This window comes from Kitasatospora sp. NPDC051853 (assembly GCF_044452665.1).
Taxonomy (GTDB): Bacteria; Actinomycetota; Actinomycetes; order Streptomycetales; family Streptomycetaceae; genus Kitasatospora.
In genome coordinates this window covers 417,800-435,945 of record NZ_JBITBY010000005.1, presented here as the reverse complement: position 1 = coordinate 435,945, position 18,146 = coordinate 417,800, and the positions used below count along the sequence as shown (strand labels likewise).

General features: G+C 74.2%; 17 protein-coding genes and 2 tRNA genes. 10 read left to right on the top strand and 9 right to left on the bottom strand.

Annotated features, from left to right (window positions below):
* The first annotated feature begins 134 nt into the window (after positions 1-134).
* From ACIA8O_RS17390 to ACIA8O_RS17380, 3 genes are all read left to right on the top strand, one after another.
* A complete protein-coding gene (locus tag ACIA8O_RS17390) occupies positions 135-902 on the top strand; it encodes an ABC transporter ATP-binding protein (protein WP_396294688.1) in 768 nt (255 codons plus the stop codon).
* Positions 899-3,226 carry an FtsX-like permease family protein gene (locus tag ACIA8O_RS17385; RefSeq protein WP_396294687.1) on the top strand — a complete coding sequence of 776 codons (2,328 nt, stop codon included), beginning with the start codon at positions 899-901 and terminating at the stop codon, positions 3,224-3,226. The genes ACIA8O_RS17390 and ACIA8O_RS17385 overlap by 4 nt, the downstream gene beginning before the upstream one ends.
* A 213-nt stretch (positions 3,227-3,439) precedes the next feature.
* Positions 3,440-3,892: a phage tail protein gene (locus ACIA8O_RS17380; RefSeq protein WP_396294834.1), complete on the top strand. Its 453-nt coding sequence runs from the start codon at positions 3,440-3,442 to the stop codon at positions 3,890-3,892.
* Between the two features lie 227 nt (positions 3,893-4,119).
* Here the strand turns inward: ACIA8O_RS17380 and ACIA8O_RS17375 are convergent, their stop codons facing one another.
* Complete coding sequence (locus ACIA8O_RS17375; RefSeq protein WP_396294686.1) at positions 4,120-4,884, bottom strand: maleylpyruvate isomerase family mycothiol-dependent enzyme; 765 nt, start codon at positions 4,882-4,884, stop codon at positions 4,120-4,122.
* 65 nt (positions 4,885-4,949) lie between these two features.
* The gene (locus tag ACIA8O_RS17370) at positions 4,950-5,495 is read right to left on the bottom strand and encodes a hypothetical protein (protein ID WP_396294685.1); all 546 of its coding nucleotides are present in this window, start codon (positions 5,493-5,495) and stop codon (positions 4,950-4,952) included.
* 105 nt (positions 5,496-5,600) lie between these two features.
* On the opposite strand from ACIA8O_RS17370, the gene ACIA8O_RS17365 reads away from it, so the two are divergent.
* The 3 genes from ACIA8O_RS17365 (at position 5,601) to ACIA8O_RS17355 (ending at position 7,636) form a co-directional block, all read left to right on the top strand.
* The gene (locus ACIA8O_RS17365) at positions 5,601-5,984 is read left to right on the top strand and encodes a PadR family transcriptional regulator (RefSeq protein ID WP_396294684.1); all 384 of its coding nucleotides are present in this window, start codon (positions 5,601-5,603) and stop codon (positions 5,982-5,984) included.
* A complete protein-coding gene (locus ACIA8O_RS17360; RefSeq protein ID WP_396294683.1) occupies positions 5,981-6,586 on the top strand; it encodes an HAAS signaling domain-containing protein in 606 nt (201 codons plus the stop codon). The genes ACIA8O_RS17365 and ACIA8O_RS17360 overlap by 4 nt, the downstream gene beginning before the upstream one ends.
* A gap of 102 nt (positions 6,587-6,688) precedes the next feature.
* Positions 6,689-7,636, top strand: coding sequence for a hypothetical protein (locus ACIA8O_RS17355; RefSeq protein WP_396294682.1), 948 nt, complete (start codon positions 6,689-6,691; stop codon positions 7,634-7,636).
* Between the two features lie 40 nt (positions 7,637-7,676).
* On the opposite strand, the gene ACIA8O_RS17350 is transcribed toward ACIA8O_RS17355, so the two are convergent.
* The gene (locus tag ACIA8O_RS17350) at positions 7,677-8,264 is read right to left on the bottom strand and encodes a hypothetical protein (protein WP_396294681.1); all 588 of its coding nucleotides are present in this window, start codon (positions 8,262-8,264) and stop codon (positions 7,677-7,679) included.
* A 234-nt stretch (positions 8,265-8,498) separates the two neighbouring features.
* Between ACIA8O_RS17350 and ACIA8O_RS17345 the strand changes: the two genes are divergently transcribed.
* A tRNA-Met gene (locus tag ACIA8O_RS17345) sits at positions 8,499-8,575 on the top strand.
* A 136-nt stretch (positions 8,576-8,711) separates the two neighbouring features.
* Positions 8,712-8,785, top strand: a tRNA-Met gene (locus ACIA8O_RS17340).
* Between the two features lie 59 nt (positions 8,786-8,844).
* On the opposite strand, the gene ACIA8O_RS17335 is transcribed toward ACIA8O_RS17340, so the two are convergent.
* The 3 genes from ACIA8O_RS17335 to ACIA8O_RS17325 form a co-directional block, all read right to left on the bottom strand.
* Positions 8,845-9,621 (bottom strand): MerR family transcriptional regulator, encoded by a 777-nt coding sequence (locus ACIA8O_RS17335; RefSeq protein ID WP_396294680.1) that lies wholly within the window; start codon positions 9,619-9,621, stop codon positions 8,845-8,847.
* Positions 9,618-10,730 (bottom strand): serine hydrolase domain-containing protein, encoded by a 1,113-nt coding sequence (locus tag ACIA8O_RS17330; protein WP_396294679.1) that lies wholly within the window; start codon positions 10,728-10,730, stop codon positions 9,618-9,620. The genes ACIA8O_RS17335 and ACIA8O_RS17330 overlap by 4 nt, the downstream gene beginning before the upstream one ends.
* A gap of 192 nt (positions 10,731-10,922) precedes the next feature.
* Positions 10,923-11,582 carry a hypothetical protein gene (locus ACIA8O_RS17325; RefSeq protein ID WP_396294678.1) on the bottom strand — a complete coding sequence of 220 codons (660 nt, stop codon included), beginning with the start codon at positions 11,580-11,582 and terminating at the stop codon, positions 10,923-10,925.
* A gap of 358 nt (positions 11,583-11,940) precedes the next feature.
* Here ACIA8O_RS17325 and ACIA8O_RS17320 point away from each other — a divergent pair, with 358 nt between their 5' ends.
* Positions 11,941-13,323, top strand: coding sequence for an NAD(P)/FAD-dependent oxidoreductase (locus ACIA8O_RS17320; protein ID WP_396294677.1), 1,383 nt, complete (start codon positions 11,941-11,943; stop codon positions 13,321-13,323).
* 86 nt (positions 13,324-13,409) lie between these two features.
* Entirely contained in the window at positions 13,410-13,691 is a 282-nt protein-coding gene (locus ACIA8O_RS17315) for a hypothetical protein (RefSeq protein WP_396294676.1), read from the top strand.
* A 230-nt stretch (positions 13,692-13,921) separates the two neighbouring features.
* On the opposite strand, the gene ACIA8O_RS17310 is transcribed toward ACIA8O_RS17315, so the two are convergent.
* The 3 genes from ACIA8O_RS17310 to ACIA8O_RS17300 all read right to left on the bottom strand — a co-directional run bounded on the left by ACIA8O_RS17310 (position 13,922) and on the right by ACIA8O_RS17300 (position 18,051).
* On the bottom strand, positions 13,922-15,802 hold the full coding sequence (locus ACIA8O_RS17310; protein ID WP_396294675.1) for an acyl-CoA dehydrogenase: 1,881 nt from the start codon (positions 15,800-15,802) through the stop codon (positions 13,922-13,924).
* Between the two features lie 159 nt (positions 15,803-15,961).
* Complete coding sequence (locus ACIA8O_RS17305) at positions 15,962-17,326, bottom strand: FAD-dependent oxidoreductase (RefSeq protein ID WP_396294674.1); 1,365 nt, start codon at positions 17,324-17,326, stop codon at positions 15,962-15,964.
* Positions 17,327-17,493: 167 nt separating this feature from the next.
* A complete protein-coding gene (locus tag ACIA8O_RS17300) occupies positions 17,494-18,051 on the bottom strand; it encodes a DUF421 domain-containing protein (protein ID WP_396294673.1) in 558 nt (185 codons plus the stop codon).
* Positions 18,052-18,146 lie beyond the last annotated feature (95 nt).

Genomic DNA, 18,146 nt, shown 5'->3' with positions numbered 1-18,146 from the left:
CATCCTCGCAGGCCCGGCGGTGACCGTCATCGGCCCGGGGAGGGGGCGTCCGTACATCTCCGGGATGACGGCCGCCGTCGGATGCACCGGGGGAGGGACGCGGGCCGTCCCCCGGTGCTCCTAGGTTTCTCGGCATGACGAACGATCAGGAGGGTGTCCGGCCGCCGGTGGTGCGGTTGGACGGGGTGCGCAAGGCGTACGGGGAGACGGACGCGCTGGCCGGGGTCTCGCTGGAGATCCGGGCGGGCGAGGCGGTCGCGGTGATGGGGCCCTCGGGCTGCGGCAAGTCCACGCTGCTGAACATGGTGGCCGGACTGGACCGCCCGACCTCCGGCACGGTGACGGTGAACGGGCAGGACCTGGGGGAGCTGAACGAGACCGGGCTGGCGCTCTACCGGCGGCGGCAGGTCGGGATGGTGTTCCAGTTCTTCAACCTGCTGGACGACCTGCCGGCCCTGGACAACGTGGCGCTGGCCGCGCAGCTCACCGGAATCCCGGCCCGGCAGGCCCGGCGGCGGGCGTTGGAGCTGATGGACGAGCTCGGCATCGCCGACCGGCGCAACGCCTACCCGGCGGTGCTCAGCGGGGGAGAGCGCCAACGGGTGGCGGTGGCACGGGCGTTGATGAACCGACCGGCCCTGCTGCTGGCGGACGAGCCGACCGGGGCGCTGGACAGCCGCTCCGGCGAACAGGTGATGGACCTCCTGATCGACCTCAACCAGATCGGGCAGACGCTGCTGATGGTCACCCACGACCCGCTGCTGGCCTCGCGCTGCGCGAGCCGGCTGGTGGAGTTCGCGGACGGCCGGGTGGTGCGGGAGAGCGCAGTGACGGACGGTGCCGAGGGCGGCGGTGCCGCGGCGGAGGGCGCCGTGAACGTGCGGACGGCGGCGGACCGGTGAGCGCGGTCTGGCGGGCGGCCCGGGCCGGAGTGCGGCGGCGCAGGCTGCAGATGACGCTGATCGGGCTGGTGGTGTTCGCCGCCACGACCACGGTGGTGCTGGCGGTTGGTCTGCTGGTGGCGCTCTCCGCCCCCTTCGACCGGGCCTTCGAGAAGCAGCGCGGCGCCCACGTCACGGCGGTCTACGACGCCTCGGCGGTGACGGCCGGTCAGCTCGCCGAGCACGCGCGGCGTCCGGGCGTCGAGGCGGTGGCCGGACCGTTCGACACCGTGCCGGTGGCGCTCGCCGTACCACTGGCCGGGGTTCCGGAGGGCGCCTTCGACCTGGTCGGGCGGTCGGCCCCCGGTGACGGTGACGGTGACGGTGACACGGTGGACCGGGTCGAGCTGGTGGCCGGGCGGTGGGCCGGTGCCCCGGAGGAGGTGGTGCTCAACCAGGAGGGCGGGATGCACCGGCCCGAGCTGGTCGGCAGCCGGTTGTCCCTGCGGGACGGCCCCGCGCTGACGGTGGTGGGCGTGGCGGTCTCGATGAGCCGCACCGCCGACGGCTGGGCCCTCCCGGAGCAGGTCGCCGCGCTGCACCCCACGGGGCGTCAGATGCTCTACCGCTTCACGGACTCCGGCACCGAGCGACAGCTGCGCGCGGCCGTGGCCGCCGTCGGCGAAGGCCTGCCCGAGGGCGCACTGACGGCCGTCCGCAGCCATCTGGAGCTGCGGGCCGCGTTCTCCGCGGCGGCCGAGGCGTACCTGCCGGTGATGTCACTGTTCGGCGTGCTCGGCCTGCTGGTCGCGGTGCTGATCGTGGCGAACGTGGTGAGCGGCGCGGTGGTCTCCGGGCTGCGCCACATCGGGGTGCTCAAGGCGATCGGCTTCACCCCGAACCAGGTGCTGGGCGTCTACCTGCTGATGGTCACCGTCCCGGCGGTGGCGGGGGCGGTGCCGGGCACCGCGCTGGGGGCGGCACTCGGCGGGCCGGTGCTCAAGTCCGCGTTCCAGGGCGTGCTGCGGGGCAGCGCGGAGATCGGCGTCGACGCCTGGGTGTACGCGGTCGCGCTGCTCGGCATGCCCCTGGTGGTGGCACTGGCCGCGTTGCTGCCCGCCCTGCGCGCGCACCGGCTCCCGGCCGCCCGGGCGATCGGCGCGGGCAGTGCGCCGAGCACCGGACGGGGGCTGCGGGTCCAGCGGTGGCTGGCCGGCACCCGGCTGCCGCGCGCCGTCGGTCTCGGGCTCGGCCAGCCGTTCACCCGGCCCGCCCGTACGGCGCTGACCCTGGCGGCGGTGCTGCTCGGCGTCACCACCGTGACCCTCACCACCGGCCTGACCGGCACGCTGGTCGGCCTGGGCGAGGTGGGCCGGAGCGACGGCGGGGAGAGGGTCTCGGTCTGGCTCGGGCGGGCCCAATTCGGGGAGACCGCACCGAAGTTGACCGAAGAGGAGGTGGAGCGGCTGCTGCGCTCGACGCCGGGGGCGGTGGGCGTGACGGCGGAGGCGATCACGGAGGTGGGCCTGGCCGGGACCACCGAGCAGCTCGCGGCCTTCTTCCAGCGCGGTGACCCCGACCCGGGTAAGGCCGAACGGCTGGTCGCGGGACGGGCGTTGGGTGAGGCGCCGGGCGAGGTGGTGGTCTCCCCGGGCTACCTGCGGCAGCACGGCGCACGGGTCGGCGACCGGATGGTCCTGGAGCTGGACGGGCGGCGGGCCGAGGCCGTCATCGTCGGGGAGGAGCTGGACGGCGATCCCCGCTTCGTGGAGGTGAGTTGGGCCACCCTGGCGGAGCTGGCCCCGCAGGCCCGGGCGGTCCACTACCAGGTCCGGCTGGCCCCGGGCGCCGACGCCCGGGCCTACCGGGAGACGGTGGCCGCCGCCGACCCCGGGCTGCGCCCCGCGCTCGCCGACGCCGGCACCACCGCGACCACCACCCTGGTGGCCTTCTCGGCGGCCTTCACCCTGCTGCTCACGGCGGTGGCCGCGCTGGGGGTCTTCAACACCGTGCTGCTGAACGGCCGGGAGCGGCGCCGGGACCTCGGGACGCTGAAGTCGATCGGGATGACCCCGCGTCAGGTCACGGTGATGTTCGTGACCTCGATGACCGCGGTCGGCGTGGTGGGCGGGGCACTGGGCATCCCGCTCGGCATGGTGGCGCACCGGCTGCTGGTGGACCACATCGGGGTGGTGGTCTTCCCGGACTCCCTCAAGGAGGTCTGGCACCTGCCGCAGTTGGCCGTGGTCGGGACCTCCGGCGTGCTGATCGCGGTGCTCGGCGCCTACCTGCCCGCCCGGTCGGCGGGGCGGCGGACCAGCGCGGAGGGGCTGCGCGCCGAGTGACGGCCCGTACGGGCCGTACGGACGCGGACGGTGTCGCGGACGACCGACACGCTCCGGGCCCGGATGCGCCGTACCGTCACGGCCTTCGTGGTAAACGAGTGGTGGAAGGGCGCGCTCTTCGGACTGACGCCGGGCGAGGCCTTCCGGCCGGCGCGGCCCTCCGGCGGCACCGGCCTCGTCAACGGGCAACCCAGGAAGGCGGGTTCACAGCTCATGGCACTTCCCGACATGGACACCTCGGTCGGCCACTCCTTCGGCCTGGAGTGCGACGGCGTCGTCATCAAGCAGATCGGCGAGGTCTCCGGCCTCACGGCGGAGCAGGACGTCATCGAGCTCAAGCAGAACACAGCCGACGGCACGTACGTCACCAAGAAGCTGCCCGGCCGCCCCAAGGCGGGCGAGGTGACGCTGACCCGGAGCCTGACCGCCGACAACAGCTTCGAGAAGTGGGTCAAGGACAGCCGCTTCGGCAAGGTGAACCCGGCCCGCAAGGGCTGCGCGATCATCGTCTTCGACCACGAGGGCAATCCGGTCAAGCGCTACGTCCTGGTCAACGCCTGGCCCAAGAGCCTGGAGACCGTCCCGCTCGAGGCCGGTGACGCCGGTGACGCCGGTGTGCTCACCGAGAAGATCGTCATCACCTACGAGCAGATGGACGCGGACTGAGCCGAACGGTGCGCCGACGGCTCGCCGAAGGCGCGTACAGCGGGAAGGGCGGCGAGAGCGTCGGGGCGGCGACGACGATCTCCTCAACCGGGAGAAGGGCAAGCAGCGCGGTCGCCTGTTCGGCGACCGCACTGCCGTTGTCCGGGGCGGGCACCCGCCTGCGGGACTCGTCGATCAGCTGTCGGAACCGCGTCGGACTGCCGCCTGAAGGATGATCAGACGGTCCCTCAGCCCCAGTTCTGCAGCTGCTGGAGCAGGTCGGCGTCGCCCTCGATCCGCAGCGAGTCGCCCGGGATGCGCATGTACATGAGCAGGGCCATCTCACTCGCCGTGCCGTGGATGGCGGCGGTGGGCTTGCTCTCGGCGGCCTCCGCCGCGGTGAGGCGGGTGAAGCGGGAACCGGCGGCGTCCACCGTCTGGCGCCAGGAGCCGGCCTCGGCCACGTGGTAGTCCATGGTGGAGGGCTCGCCCGGCCACGGGACCGTGCCGGTGCAGACGGTGGCGAGGAACTCCTCGACGGCGTCGACCGCCTCGGTCGTCGGCAGCTCCTGCGGGGCGCCGGCGGCCAGTTGGGCGTCGTAGGTGTGGATCAGCGACTCCGGGACGCGGCGGCGGGCCACGGCGGCCACCGTGTGCGGCGAGGCCAGCGGCTCCCACCAGGCCCAGCAGCCCCGCTCCGGGCCGACCTCGCGCAGCGCGGTGAGCAGCTGCTCCGTCGAGTCGGCCAGCCAGGTCGTGAGGGCCTCGCGCTCCCTGGGGGCCGCCAGCCCGTCCTTGCTCGGCCGCTCGTCGCCCGGCGCGGTGTTCCGCACGATGTGGGCCCAGAAGCGGTCCCCCTCGCTGAGGTGGTTCGCCAGGTCGTACAGCGTCCAGCCCGGGCAGGACGGGACGTCGGCGTCGAGGCTGGGGGCCGTGGCGACGGCGTCGCGGAACGCGGCGGACCGCTCGTCGATCCTGCGCAGCAGGGTGGGGAAGTGAAGATGTTCAGTCACGGAGAGCTTGTATCACCCGGACCGGAACTCCCGCACTCGATTTAGGTCCCGGGCGAGATGTCTCCTCAGAGTGCCGGGCCGGCCACGGTTTCGATGTGGGGCGGGGGTTCGAGGGGGAGGGGGCGGGTCAACTCGTAGAGGTCGTCCGGGGGTTCGGCGCCGTCGCGGACGGCGGTGAGGTAGGCGCGGGCCTGGGGGAGGGTCAGGCGGGGGGCGGCCTTGCGGAGGTGGGCGAGGGCGGGCACGGTGCCCTCGGTGGCGTGGAGGGTGCGGACGGCGGCGGCGAGCGGGTCGGGGGAGCGGTGGCCGCGGACGTGCACGAGGTAGTCGTCCACCCAGCAGTCGTCGCTCCACCAGACGGCGTTGACGTAGTGGAGGCTGCCGTCCTCGCCGTCGACCACCAGGTGGCCGCCGTTCCAGCCGACGGCGCGGGGCTCCTCGCGGAGGGCGAGGTCGCGGTCGGTCCGGTCGTAGTGGATCAGCCAGCCGGCGTACGGGATCTCCTTCACCCGCTGGATGACGATCGCGGGCGGGGTCTCGTCGTAGGGCCAGCTCTCCTTCAGGGCGAGGTGGGCTTCCAGGATGGCGACGGCGCGTTCGCTGCTGATCACGTTGCCATCCTGGCCCTCCTGCGGCGCGGGTCAAGCGGGTTTCCGCGGTGGCGTCGCGCGGTGGGGGTTGCACGGTGTCTTGCTTCGCCTGCTATCTTGCATCGCATGGTACCTGGCAACACACAGACGGGCGGGGGCGGTGCCGACCCGTCCGACGGCGCGATCGCCACCCAGCTGCGCAAGGGCGTGCTGGAGTACTGCGTCCTGGCGCTGCTGCGCGACGCCCCGCGCTACGGGGTCGAGCTGCTCCAGGAGCTCGACCGCTTCCCGACGCTGGCGACCAGTCAGGGGACGATCTACCCCCTGCTCTCCCGCCTGCGCCGGGCCGGGCTCGCCGACACCTTCCTGCGGGACTCCGCCAGCGGGCCGTCCCGCCGCTACTACACGCTCACCGAGGCCGGCCGCGCCGCGCTGGACGAGTTCAGCACGCTGTGGCCCGCCTTCCGCGAAGCCGTCGACCACGTCCTCACCCCGGGAGAGAACCCGTGAACAACCCGACCGACCACCCCCTGGTCCGCGAACACCTCGACGCCGTCGCCCGGTTGACCGCCACCCTGCCGGGCGAGCGCCGGGCCGAACTCCTCGCCGACCTGCGCGAGCACGTCGAGGTGGCCCTCGCCGAGGCCGTGGAGGGTGACGAGGCAGCCGTCCGGCAGGTGTTGGAAGGCCTCGGCAGCCCCCGGCGGACCGCCGACGCCGCCCTGGCCGAGGAGGGCCGGGCCCGGCCCGTCGCCGAGGACCGCCGGCGCACCACCCTGACCCTGCTGACCGCCGCCCTGGTCTTCCCGCTGCTCCTGGTCCCCGCCGTCGGACCGGGCCTGGCGCTGGTCGCCGCGGTCGTCGCGGCCGCCCGGGTCGGCCGCTCCCCGCAGTGGACCGCGCCGGAGAAGCGCCGCGCCGCCCTGCTGCTGCTCAGCCCCGTGCTGGTCGCGCCGCTGGCCGTCGCCGTGATCGCCGTGACCACCGCGTACGGCCTGACCCCGACCGCCGTCCTCGCCGCCTGCGTGGTGGGCTTCGCCCCGACCGTGCTCGCCGTGGTCCTGCTGGCCCGCTCCGCCGCCCGGGTCCGGGCCGCTGCCGCCGTGGCCTGAATCCCCCCGGGGGAACTTGACCCTGACACCGTGTGAGGCCGTCGACTGGACCCCGTCGGCCCCACAGGGAGCCACAGGAACGCACGGAAAGAGGACCCCCGCATGTCCGGCTACACCGGTTCAGGCCCGTACTGCTACACCAACTCCCTCGCGATGCTGCTCGGCCCCGCCGCCCCCTCGACCACCGTGCTGGAGACTCTGACCGGCTCGGCGTTCGGCGCCCAGCTCGTCGCCGGGGAGCTCCCGTTCTTCGACCCGTACGGCTGGGACCCGGAGCTCGGCCTGGACGCGGCGGTCGAGCTGCTCGGATGGCGCTGCGACCGCACCGCCGGCGGCACTGCCGAGGAGGCCGTCGAGCGGCTCCGGCGCGCCTGCGCCGAGGACGGGCCGGTGCTCGTCGGACCGGTCGACATGGGCCTGCTCCTCTACCAGCCCGGCACGCCGAACGCGGAGGGCGGCGACCACTACGTGGTGGTGCTGGAGGTCGGGGACGGCACCGTGCTGCTCCACGACCCGCACGGGCACCCGTACGCGACCATGCCGCTCGACGCCTTCACCGCCGCCTGGGAGGCGAAGTCGGTCGCGTACATCGCCGAGCCCTACGTGCTGCGCGGCGGGTTCGTCCGGGAGCGGGAGGTCGGCGCCGAGGAGGCGCTGCGGGCCTCGCTGCCCGGCGCCGTGCGGTGGCTGGCGGGCCGTCAGGACCTGCCCGTGCCGCCCGGATCGCTGGGCGGGGCGGCGGCGGTGGAGGCCCTGGCCGGGCAGGTGGAGGCCGGGCTCGCGCCGGGCGTGCGCGGGCTGCTCCAGTACTTCGGCATCCGGGTCGGCGTCCGACGGCTGGTCGACGCGGCCTCCTGCCTGACCCTGCTCGGGCTGGACGCGGCGGCCGCCGAGGCGGACGCCCAGGCCCGTGCCCTGGGGAGCCTCCAGCACCCGGTGGTCACGGGGGACGACGTGGCCCTGGCCGCCGGGCTGCGCCGCCTGGCCCCGGGCTACGAGCGCCTGCGGCTGGCCCTGGAGGCCGCCCTCGCCGACGGGGCCTCGTCCTGACGGACGCTCAGGCCGGCGGGGCCCGTCCGATCGGGACGGGTCACGCCGCGCGGCGGCGGGTGCGGCGCTGGTACGACCAGGCGGCGGCGCCGAGGGCGAGGCCGTAGGGGCCCATGCCGGAGTAGGCGATGTAGAAGGCGGCGTTCGAGAACCCGTCGGTCTCGAAGGTGAACAGGCCGAAGGCCGAGAGCACCACGCCGATCACGGCGCCGACGCCGAAGACCGGGCCGAGGATGCCGGCGGTGATCCAGGCCGGCGTCAGCGGCAGCCACCGGGGCACGGGCCTGCGGGCCACGAACGGCACCCAGCGCGGGAAGATCCGCCCCCACGGGCTCACCAGCCCCAGCAGTAGGAAGATCCCCGCCCCGGCCATGGCCACCGTGATGTCCACCCCGTGCTCGTACAGCCACATCGACACGGCGTTGAAGGGGTCCAGCTGCCTGCCCTGCGTGTTGTGCTCCAGCTTCGCCAGCAGGCTCGGGTACCCGGCCGGGATGCCCCAGGTGCCGCCGAAGGACCAGTACTGCTTCATCGCCGCGTACGGGAGCAGTGCGATCGCGCCCGCGTAGGCGATCCGGCGGACGCGGGGCGGGGCCGGTTCCACGGTGGTGCTGCTTGTCGTCTCCATGGTGTTCATCCTGTTCCGCAGTCCGGACCGCCGAATCCGCCTGGAGGCCTTACCCCGTCCCCCGCCAGGGGGATCCCCCGTCACCTGGCAAGAGTGCTGATACGACGGGTAGTTGCTCATGGCCGGCGTTCCTCGCCGGGCCGGTGCCGGGCTGGTGCGGGGTGTGGCTGTCGCGGTGTTTCGTTATTTGGATTTCGTGATTGCCGGGCTGTGGCGTAGTGTCGTGTTCACCGACGCGGGGTGGAGCAGCTCGGTAGCTCGCTGGGCTCATAACCCAGAGGTCGCAGGTTCAAATCCTGTCCCCGCTACCAAGGGGAGCCCGGATTCGGCGCGCAAGGCGTGCCGGGTCCGGGCTTCTTCGTTTTCCGGTCGGACGGTGGGTGGGTGGCTGTCGCGTTATTTGGATTTCGTGATTGCCGGGTCGTGGCGTAGTGTCGTGTTCACCGACGCGGGGTGGAGCAGCTCGGTAGCTCGCTGGGCTCATAACCCAGAGGTCGCAGGTTCAAATCCTGTCCCCGCTACGAAGAGGAGCCCGGATTCGGCGCGCAAAGCGTGCCGGGTCCGGGCTCCTTCCGTTGGGTCAGCGGCGCGGGGCGTGGACGCCGGCGGCGCGGAGCCGGCGCTCGGTGAGCGCGGTCAGCCGGGCCGCGACCGGCGCCTGGTCGTCGCGGTGACGGTTGATCAGCTCGTACTGGGCCGAGGCTCGGGACCAGGCCCGCATGCTGGTGCCGTCGCCCAACAGACCGGGGTTGGCGAGGTAGCGGTCGGCCATGGCGGTCGCGAGTTCCTCGATCCTGGGGTCGTCCGGGGACCAGCTCTCGGCCTCCTGGCAGCGTCTGGCCAGGTCGACGAACTCGGGGTCGTCGAGGCCGTGTTCGAGCTGGGCGAGGAAGCCGTCGAACCCGTCCGGCACCATGGCCCGGGCCAGGACCAGGGCCTCGCGCTGCGCGGCCACGTAGTCCGGGCCGAAGCCGAGGCCGGGCATGCGCTCAAGGAGGGCGCAGGCGCGGTCGGGGAGCAGGGCCCGGTCTCCGTCGGCGAGGCGGTGCAGGGTGGCCCGGCGGGCGGTCAACTCGGCTATGCGGTCGGTGAGTTGGCGCTCGGCCTCGGCGAGTGCGGTGGTGAAGGACTCGGGGTCGGCGTCGAGCATCGGGCCGATGTCGGCCAGCGGAACGCCGGCGGCGGCCAGTGTCCGCACCTGGACGAGTTGGAGCAACTCGCCCGAGCCGTACCGCCGGTAGCCGGAGCCGTCGCGCTCCGGCTCGGGGACCAGGCCGAGCTTGTGGTAGTGCCGCACCGTCTTGACGGTGATGCCGACGAATGCCGCCGCCCGGCCGATCGTGACTCCTGCGCTCATCGGTCCAGCTTGCCGCAGAACACCTCGTCGAGGAAGCGCTGCTGGGCGCGCTGGAAGGCGGGGGCGATCGACAGTTCGGCGTCGTCCACCCAGGTCAGCCCGGCGGTCAGGGTCGTGCTGCCGTCGGCGTTGCTGTACATCAGCGCGGCCGAGCCCATGACGGCGCCGTTGTGGTGGAAGACGGTGCCGCCCTCCGTCTCCTGCGCGAACAGCCCCAGGCCGTAGCCGGCCGTGGCCTCCGGGGTGCGCATCTCGGCCAGCAGGCCGGGCGGCAGGAGCCTGCCGCCGTTCAGTGCGGAGAAGTAGGTGTGCAGGTCGCGGGTGGTCGAGATCATGTCGCCGCCGGCGCCGACCCAGGTCGGGTTCTGCCGGGTGACGTCGACGGTCCGCTGCCGCCCGCCGTCCTCGTAGCGGTAGTGGCCGTGGTTGTGGGGCGCGGGGAGCTCCGGCGAGGTGCCCGGTGCCACGGTGCCGGTCAGTCCCAGCGGGCCCGTGACCAGCCGCCGCAGCTCCTCGGCCAAGGTGCGGCCGGTGACCCGCTCGACCAGCAGCCGGGCCAGCACGTAGTTGGTGTTCGCGTAGCTCCAGCCGGTGCCCGGTGCGAACCGCGGCGGGTGGGAGAGCGACAGGCGCACCAACTCCTCGGGCGGGTAGGTGTGGAGGCGGTTGTCCACCCACTCCTTGCCGCGCCAGGGGATGCCCGGTACGACCGTCCCGTCCGGGGCGAGTTCGCCGGTGTGGTTGAAGATCCCGCTGGTGTGCTGCAGCAGCATCCGCACCGTGATCCGCCGGTCGAGCCCGAACTCGGGGAGGTGGTCGGCGACCGGGGCGTCCAGGCCGAGCCCGCCCTCGGCCACCAGCAGGAGCACCGTGGTGGCGACGAAGCTCTTGGTGCTGCTGCCGATCCGGAAGTGACCGTCCGTCAGCGCCGCGTCGTCGTGGCCCAGTTCGCGCAGACCGGCGGCGCCGGCCCACTCGCCCCGTCCGTCGTTCACCCGGAGCTGGACCGAGAGGAAACCGGACCGGGCCAACTCCTCGATCGCGCGCCGCAGTTCCGGACGGTCCTGGTCCTGGCGGGAGGGGGCGGGGGTGGTGAGGTCGGTGGACATGGTGCTCCTTCGCGTCGGTGGTGCCCGGTGCGGCGTCCTGCCGCTGCGACGAGCATCGACCCTGACCCGGGGTCAACCTCAACTGTGATCCGGCCCACAGGCACGGTCGGGAGACGGAAGGGGAGGAAGCGGGGCGCGGGCCCGGGGCCTGATCGGGCCCCGGGTCGGCCGGGCGGGACGGAGCGGACGTGCTCAGGGGCGGTAGAGCTCGTCGATCTTGTCGATCTTGCCGGAGCCCTTCTCGATCGTGACGGCGAACTGGCTGCCGTAGCAGCCGTACGGGAGGCGGACCGAGTTGCGGTCGGTCAGGCAGGTGTCGACGTGCTTCATGAAGTCGTTCAGCGGCAGCTGCTCGGCCTTCAGCTCGCGGAGCACGGAGCTCTTCACCTCGTTGGTCAGCTGGAAGACCTTCACCGGGCCGGTGGCCTCGAAGTAGCCCTCGCCCGGGACGTCGGGGCCACAGCGGAAGACGGTCTCCTTGGCCTTGATCCAGACCGAGGTGGAGTACCCGACCTCGACCGCCTGGATCACCCGGCCGACCCGGGCGGCGTCGGCGGTGCAGTCCGAGGACGGCGTGGCGGTGGGCTTGGCGCTGCTCTTCGCGGCGCCCGGCTTGGCGGAGGCGCCGGTGGAGGCACCCGCGGAGGCACCGGCGGAGGCGCCGGCGGAGGTGTGCGCCACGGGGCTGGCGCCCGCGGTGGGAGTGGCGGTCGGGGTGGTGGTGACCGTGACGGCCGGGGCCGGTGCGGCCCCGGCGCCGCCGCCCTGCGGGCCGCAGGCGGTCAGGGCCAGGCCGGTGGCGGCGAGCAGCAGGGCGGTGGTGGCGGTGGTGGAGAGCTGACGGACTCGCATGGTGCGTCCCCCGAACGGTGAGTGGGTGTTGGTCACCCCTCCACACGGGTGCCGTCCCGGGGCCGGTCGCACCGTCTGACGTGCTGTGACAGGACGCGGACATTGTCACGGGGGCGCGCGGGCGGCGGCGCGTGCTCCCTTGTCGGCCCCCGGGGCCGGTGGTCTGATGAAGTGACCGGTCGCTGCGCCAGGCGGGGGAGACGCCCGTGGCCCGGGCGGCGGTTCGGTCTGACGGTCCACCAGACGGGGTACGGGGCGGCTCGACGGGGTGACGGCGGAGGCGACAAGCGGACGGCAATTAGTCGTCAAGTCGTGGGGGCCATGCTCGTTCCGGCAAGCGCACGACGAGGAGGACGGCATGACGGGTGGGAAGAGCGGCGGGCACGCGGTCGTCGCAGGGGCTGGGATCGGCGGGCTGCTCGCGGCCCGGGTGCTGTCGGAGACGTACGAACGGGTGACCGTGGTGGACCGGGACGCGCTCCCGGAGACGGCGGCCGCCCGGCGCGGGGTGCCGCAGAGCGGGCACGCGCACGGGATGCTCGCCAAGGGCTTCCAGGTGCTGGAGGACCTCTTCCCCGGCCTCGGGGAGGACCTGGTCGGGCAGGGGGCGCTGGTCCGGGACGCGCAGGCGGACGTGCGCTGGTTCAACGACGGGTACGAGATGAAGCAGGCGCACTCCGGCCTGCCCTGTCTGCTGGTCAGCCGGCCGGCCCTGGAGCGCTACCTGCGCTCCCGGGTCGCCGCGCTGCCCGGGGTGGAGGTGCGGGACCGCTGCGAGGTGCTGGAGCCGGTCGCCGACCCGACCCGGAGCCGGATCACCGGCGTGCGGGTGCTGGAGGTCAACGCCGAGCCGGAGCAGCTGGCGGCCGACCTGTTCGTCGACTCCACCGGCCGCAGCAACCGGGGCGAGGCCTGGCTGCGCTCGCTCGGCTACCTCCCGGCCCCGGAGGAGCGGATCGACTCCAAGGTGGTCTACGTCTCCCGCGAGTACGTCCGCCGGGCCGGCGAGGCCGACGCCGACGCGTACGTGATCGGCGCCACGGGCGCGATCCCGCGCGGCGGGGTGGCGCTCAGCGCGGAGGGGGACCGCTGGCTGGTCACCATGTTCGGCATGAACGGCGACCACCCGCCGGTGGACCCGGAGGGCTACCTGGGCTTCGCCGCCCGGCTGGCCGTGCCCGAGCTGCACCGGCTGATGGAGCGTCTGGAGCCGGTCACCGAGCCGAAGCTGATGCGCATCCCGGTCTCCATCCGGCGCCGCTACGAGAAGGTCGAGCGGATGCCGGAGGGCTACCTGGTCTTCGGCGACGCGATCTGCCAGTTCAACCCGACCTACGGCCAGGGCATGACGGCGGCGGCCTGCCAGGCGGAGGCGCTGCGCGAGGTGTACGGCCGGCTGCGCGGGGCGGCCGCCGCCACCGAGTTCTTCCGGCGGGCGGCGCAGGTCACGGACGTGCCGTGGGACATGTCGGTGGGGGCCGACCTGCGGTACCCGTTCGTGGAGGGCAGGCGCACCCTGCGGGTCAAGCTGCTCAACCGCTACGTGGGCCGGCTGCACCGGGCCGCCGCCGAGGACGCCGCCACCGGGCGGGAGTTCCTCTGGGTGGCCAACCTCCAGGCGCCGCCGCAGCGGCTGTTCGCCTGGAAGGTGCTCAGCCAGGTGCTGCGCCCGCGCCCGTCGCGGCCGGCCGCCCGTCCGGCGGTGCGGACCTCGGCGCAGCCGGGGGCCACGGCCACCTGAACGCCGGACCTGCCGGCGGGGACCGGCAGGGACCTGCCGAGGGGGACCGGCGGGGAACTGTCGGTGGGGACCGGCAGGATGGCGGGATGGACGAACACGACGAGGAGCTGTTGCTACGGGGCCGGGTCTACGGTGCCGACCACGGGGCGCCCGACCAGGGGCCGCTGCCCGGCCGGGCCTACCGCGAGCTGGTCGGGGGTCCGCTGGACGGGCTGCTGCTCGACGTCACCGGCATGGCCGAGGACGAACTGGCGGCGGGGGCGGCCCTGGTGACGGAGCTCGGCTCGCACGGCCCCGGCGGCCGAGCGCACTACGAACCGCGCCCGGCCGCCTCGGCCAAGTGGGACTGGGTCGGCGACTCGCTCTGACCCCTGACGGGCCGCGGCCCGACGGACCACTGCGTGACGCCCGGGAGACGGGGGACGGGGGACCCCTGACGACCGGGCGCGGGGCAGCACGGGCGGTGGTGCGGCCCGGTCGGCCCGGAGGGGGCGGGCCTCCCTGGCCCACGGGGGTGGTCAGGGAGGCCCGCCCCGCTGTGCCGTACCCCCGGTCGGTTGGTGGCCGGGGGCGGGTGCCGGGGCCTTCCGGTGGGCGGTCAGACGGTGAAGGCCTCCTGGTAGCCGGGGGTGGCGATCGGCAGGCGGGTGAGCAGCGGCTCGGGGAGGTCGAAGGCGTCCACCAGGGGGAGGGCGTGCCCGGCCAGCCGGGTGAGGGAGCGCTCCCGCAGAGCGGGCAGCTCGGCGGCCTGACGGGGGGTCAGGGCGCCGGTGGCCAGCAGGCCGGTGGCGTGGCGGTCGATCCGCTCCAGGGTGAACAGCCGGTGCAGGTCGGCCAGCAGGCTCCGCGCGGTCGGCTCGGCGGCGGCCTCGGCCCAGGCCAGCAGCGCGGCCCCGGCGTCGTGCTCGGCCCGGGCGGTGACGGCGGCCAGCGCATCGGGCGCGGCGGCGTTCCAGCGGCCGATCGCCTCCCCGCCGGGGGCCTCGCGGAGCAGCAGCCGGGCCCGGCCGAGGTGGTGGCGGCCGGCGGCGGCCAGCAGCGCCTGGCGTCCGGCGGGGTCGCGGAGCGAGTGGTGTGCGGGGCCGGCGGCGTTCGGCACGGGGGGTGCCGAACCGTCGTCGGCAGGGGAGGCCTCCGTGCCCCCGCCGTCCGGGGCGTCGTCGGCGAGCAGCAGCTCGGCGCCGGCCTTGGCCCAGAGGGCGAGGTTGTCGCCCTCGGCGGTGATGGTGCCCTCGATGTCGGCGGCGAGGGCGGTGAGCCCGTTGACCGGGAGCAGGCCCTGGGCGCCGCAGCGCTCCCGGCTCTCCAGGATCAACTCCCTCGCCTGCCAGGTGTTCCAGCCCTTGGTGACGGCCACCTGACGTTCGGCGGCGTCCCGGTCGGCCTGGGCGGCCGGGTCGGCCGGGTCGTGGGCCAGCCAGTCGGCCAGGGTCCGGCGGTGCAGGGCGGTCATCGCGTAGACGGTGGCCAGGCCGTGCAGCAGCGGACCGTGGTGGGTGCGGTGGGCCCAGAGCGGCACCCGCCGGTCCGGCCGGGTGCCGGCGACCCGGCGGTGCTGGGAGTAGCGGACGGCGGTGGCCAGCGCGGCCCGTGCGCCGCCGATCGCTCCGGCGCTCATGCAGAGCTTCCCCGCCGTCACCCGGCCGATCGCGGCCAGGAAGCGCTTGCGCCTGCTGCCGAGGGCGCTGCTGACCGTGCCGTCGTCGGAGAGCCGGCCGTGCGCGCCGGTGAGCAGTGCCTCGAAGGGCAGCACCAGCTGGTCGAAGGAGGTCAGGCAGTGGTCCACCGGACTGCCCGGGCGCTGCGGGAGCGGGTGGACGGTGACGCCGGGCAGCGGATGACCGGTCTCGTCGGTCAGCGGGGTGAGGAAGAGGAAGATCCCCTGGTCGCGCCCGCCGACCCGGAGCCGCGCGGCGACCACGGCGGTCTTGGCGCCGCCGGTGGGGCCGGTGTTGGGCATGAACTTGGCGGCGGCCGGGGTGGGGGTGTGCAGGGTGAAGGTGCGGCCGGTGCGGTCGTAGTCGGCGGTGGTCTCCAGCGCGGCGGCGTCGTTGCCGTGGCCCAGCTCGGTGCAGAGGAAGGTGCCGGTCCGCTCCATCCGCAGGTACGCGTCCAACGGCCGCTTGGGGGAGGCGTCGTGGTCGAGCAGGCTGCCGAGGAAGAGGTTGTAGTGGATGCCGGAGAGCACGGTGAGGGCCCCGTCGGCCGGGCCGGTCCACTCGTGCATGGCGGCCAGCTGCTCGGGGGAGCCGGCCAGGGCGGCGGCGTCGACCGAGGCGTTGACGGCCTGCAACCGCCGGTAGGAGGCGGCGAGTTGCTCGGCGACGGGGTCCTCCGGACGGCGGTGCATCCGGGGGTCGGCCACCAGGTCGCGCCAGGGGCGGTGGACGCGGTCGCGGTCGGGGCCGAAGAGGAGACGGGTCAGCTCGGCGGTGGTGGCGTGCTCCGGGAGGAGCGCGGACCGGCTGTTCGGGATCATGGTCACACATGGGGAATTGATCTACTGTCAGAACGGACACGGCCATGTGAGGGAGATCACGGCGGCGCGCGGGTGGGGCGCGGGTGCCCACCCACCCGCCCCCGGTCCCCTCCCACGCGCCCGGGGCGCCCCGGGCGCGCGGGAGGGGACCGCCCTTCGTCAGCGGGCGGGCTCCGGCTGCCTGCTGACGGCCCGTCGGGCGATCTTGGCCAGGACGGAGGGGTGCATCAGCAGGGAGGACGGGGCGGTCATGTTGGCCACCCGGACGAAGCGGGTCCAGACGTCGGAGTCGTGCCGGGCCAGGGCGAAGACCTGCTGGTTGTACCAGTGCGCGAAGCGGGCGGCGAGCGGCCGGTCGCCCGGGCTCCACATCAGGTCCGAGGTGGTGGAGAGGGACCAGGGCACCTTGATGATCTCGGCCGCCGCGCGCTGGTAGGCCCGGCTCAGACCGGCCGTGCCGGTGCCGGCGGAGCGGTGGCGGCGCAGCAGCGAGCCGAGCGCGTCGGCCTCGATGGCGGCGACGGTCAGCCCCTGGCCGTAGACCGGGTTGAAGACGCAGAGCGCGTCGCCGATCGCGATCAGCCCCTCCGGCCAGCCGGGGTTGCGGTGGTGCAGGCGCCAGGTGCTGCCGGGGTTGGTGTAGCGGCGCAGCTCGTCGTGGCGGCTGCGGCGGGCGATGTGCTCGGCCAGGCGGGGGTTGTCGAGGGTGCGGGCGTACTCCAGGAAGCCGTCCGGGTCGGTGGGCGGGTGCTGCTCGAAGCCGAACAGCGAGCAGACCCAGCGGCCCTTCTCCACCGCGAGCATCGCGCCGCCGCGCCGCACCGAGGGGGCGAAGGTCATCTGGTAGGCGAGGTCGTACTCCTGTGCCTCGGTCGTGCGGTCGAAGACCATGGTGGTGTAGGTGATCTTCGCCTTCACGGTGCTCGTGGCCGACACGGGGAGCCCGGCCCCGGTCAGCCACTCGTCGATGGCGGTGGTGCGGCCGGAGGCGTCCACCACCAGGTCGGCGGTGGCCTCCGACTCCTCGCCCGCCGCGGTCCGGTAGCGGACCGTGTCGATCCGGCCGTCCGGGCCCTTGCCCAGGCCCTGGACGCGGACGCCGCCGAGCAGCCGCACCGGTGCCAGGTCGAGCACCCGGCCGCGGATGCGGCGCTCCAGCTCGTCCCGGGTGAAGCACTGCACCCGCACCCCGGTGGAGGTGCGGGTGGCGTAGCCGGTGGGCAGCAGGAAGCTGATCCGCTCGCCGTAGTCGAAGACCGGGGCGCCCAGCTCCTCCAACTCCCCGCGCAGGCCCGGGAAGAGCTTCTCCAGCACCTCGGCGCCCTTGGCCAGCATCGCGTGCGCGTGGTACCCCTGCGGGGCGCTCGGGTGGGCGCCGGTCTCCCGGCCCACCTCGTCCCGCTCCAGCACCAGGACCTCGGTGAAGTGGTCGGCCAGCGTCCGGGCCGCCAGCAGGCCGGCGTAGCCCCCGCCGATCACCACGGCCCGCTCCCGGCCCGGACCACCCGTGCCCGCATCAGTCATGCCGTTCCCCACTCCTCGGCCTGCCGGAGGCCCGGGCGGGCCGCCGTCCGGGCACCACTTCACCGTGCGGCTCAGAGGGTGATCAAGGGTGAACCGGGGGCGCGCGGAGGCGCACGGCGGGCGCTGACGTGTTGTCAGGGTGCGCTGCGCGTCGAGTCGTCGCGGGCTCAGCGGGACGGCAGCCGGGACTCGATGGCGGCCAGCAGGGCGCGCAGCGCGGCCACGTCGTCCTTGTCGGCCACCTGGTCGCCCGGCCGGAGCCGGACCAGCAGCGTGCCGCCCGGCTCCAGCACCACCAGGGACGCCTCCTCGATCGAGTCGCCGCCCTGGTGGTGCACCGCGACGTCCAGGTCGGCCGGGCGCAGCCCCTGACGGCGGATCATCCGGTGGTCGTACGCCCCGTCCCGGGCCAGCACCGTCTCGGTGCCCTGGAACAGCCGGGAGAACCAGTCCCAGCGGGCGGCCTGGCGCACCAGCACCGCGTCGGTGAAGAGCAGCACGACGGCGCCGAACAGCCCGCCGCTGAGCGAGTTGTCGTCCCCGATCACGGCGTTCTGCACCACGTTGGAGAGCAGCAGCATGACCACCAGGTCGAAGGTGTTCAGCTGGGCCAGACCGCGTTTGCCGACCACCCGGAGCAGCACCAGCAGCGCCAGGTACACCACCACGGTCCGGACCGCCTTCTCGGCGTACGGGACCCCCGCGTCGAACAAGTCCTGCCACACCCGGCCGAGGCTAGGCGTGCCGGGGGCGCCCCACCCCGCGCCGCGCCGGACGGCACCCCCGTGCGGCCCAGCGAGCCCGGTGAGCCCGGCGGCCG

Bases quoted from the DNA above. Each gene is read 5' to 3' on its own strand.
- ACIA8O_RS17330 (WP_396294679.1), bottom strand. From the start codon at position 10,730: ATGTCCACCGACCTCACCACCCCCGCCCCCTCCCGCCAGGACCAGGAC.
- ACIA8O_RS17350 (WP_396294681.1), bottom strand. From the start codon at position 8,264: ATGGAGACGACAAGCAGCACCACCGTGGAACCGGCCCCGCCCCGCGTC.
- ACIA8O_RS17305 (WP_396294674.1), bottom strand. From the start codon at position 17,326: ATGACTGATGCGGGCACGGGTGGTCCGGGCCGGGAGCGGGCCGTGGTG.
- ACIA8O_RS17335 (WP_396294680.1), bottom strand. From the start codon at position 9,621: ATGAGCGCAGGAGTCACGATCGGCCGGGCGGCGGCATTCGTCGGCATC.
- ACIA8O_RS17325 (WP_396294678.1), bottom strand. From the start codon at position 11,582: ATGCGAGTCCGTCAGCTCTCCACCACCGCCACCACCGCCCTGCTGCTC.
- ACIA8O_RS17380 (WP_396294834.1), top strand. From the start codon at position 3,440: ATGGCACTTCCCGACATGGACACCTCGGTCGGCCACTCCTTCGGCCTG.
- ACIA8O_RS17310 (WP_396294675.1), bottom strand. From the start codon at position 15,802: ATGATCCCGAACAGCCGGTCCGCGCTCCTCCCGGAGCACGCCACCACC.
- ACIA8O_RS17320 (WP_396294677.1), top strand. From the start codon at position 11,941: ATGACGGGTGGGAAGAGCGGCGGGCACGCGGTCGTCGCAGGGGCTGGG.
- ACIA8O_RS17365 (WP_396294684.1), top strand. From the start codon at position 5,601: ATGGTACCTGGCAACACACAGACGGGCGGGGGCGGTGCCGACCCGTCC.
- ACIA8O_RS17355 (WP_396294682.1), top strand. From the start codon at position 6,689: ATGTCCGGCTACACCGGTTCAGGCCCGTACTGCTACACCAACTCCCTC.
- ACIA8O_RS17390 (WP_396294688.1), top strand. From the start codon at position 135: ATGACGAACGATCAGGAGGGTGTCCGGCCGCCGGTGGTGCGGTTGGAC.
- ACIA8O_RS17315 (WP_396294676.1), top strand. From the start codon at position 13,410: ATGGACGAACACGACGAGGAGCTGTTGCTACGGGGCCGGGTCTACGGT.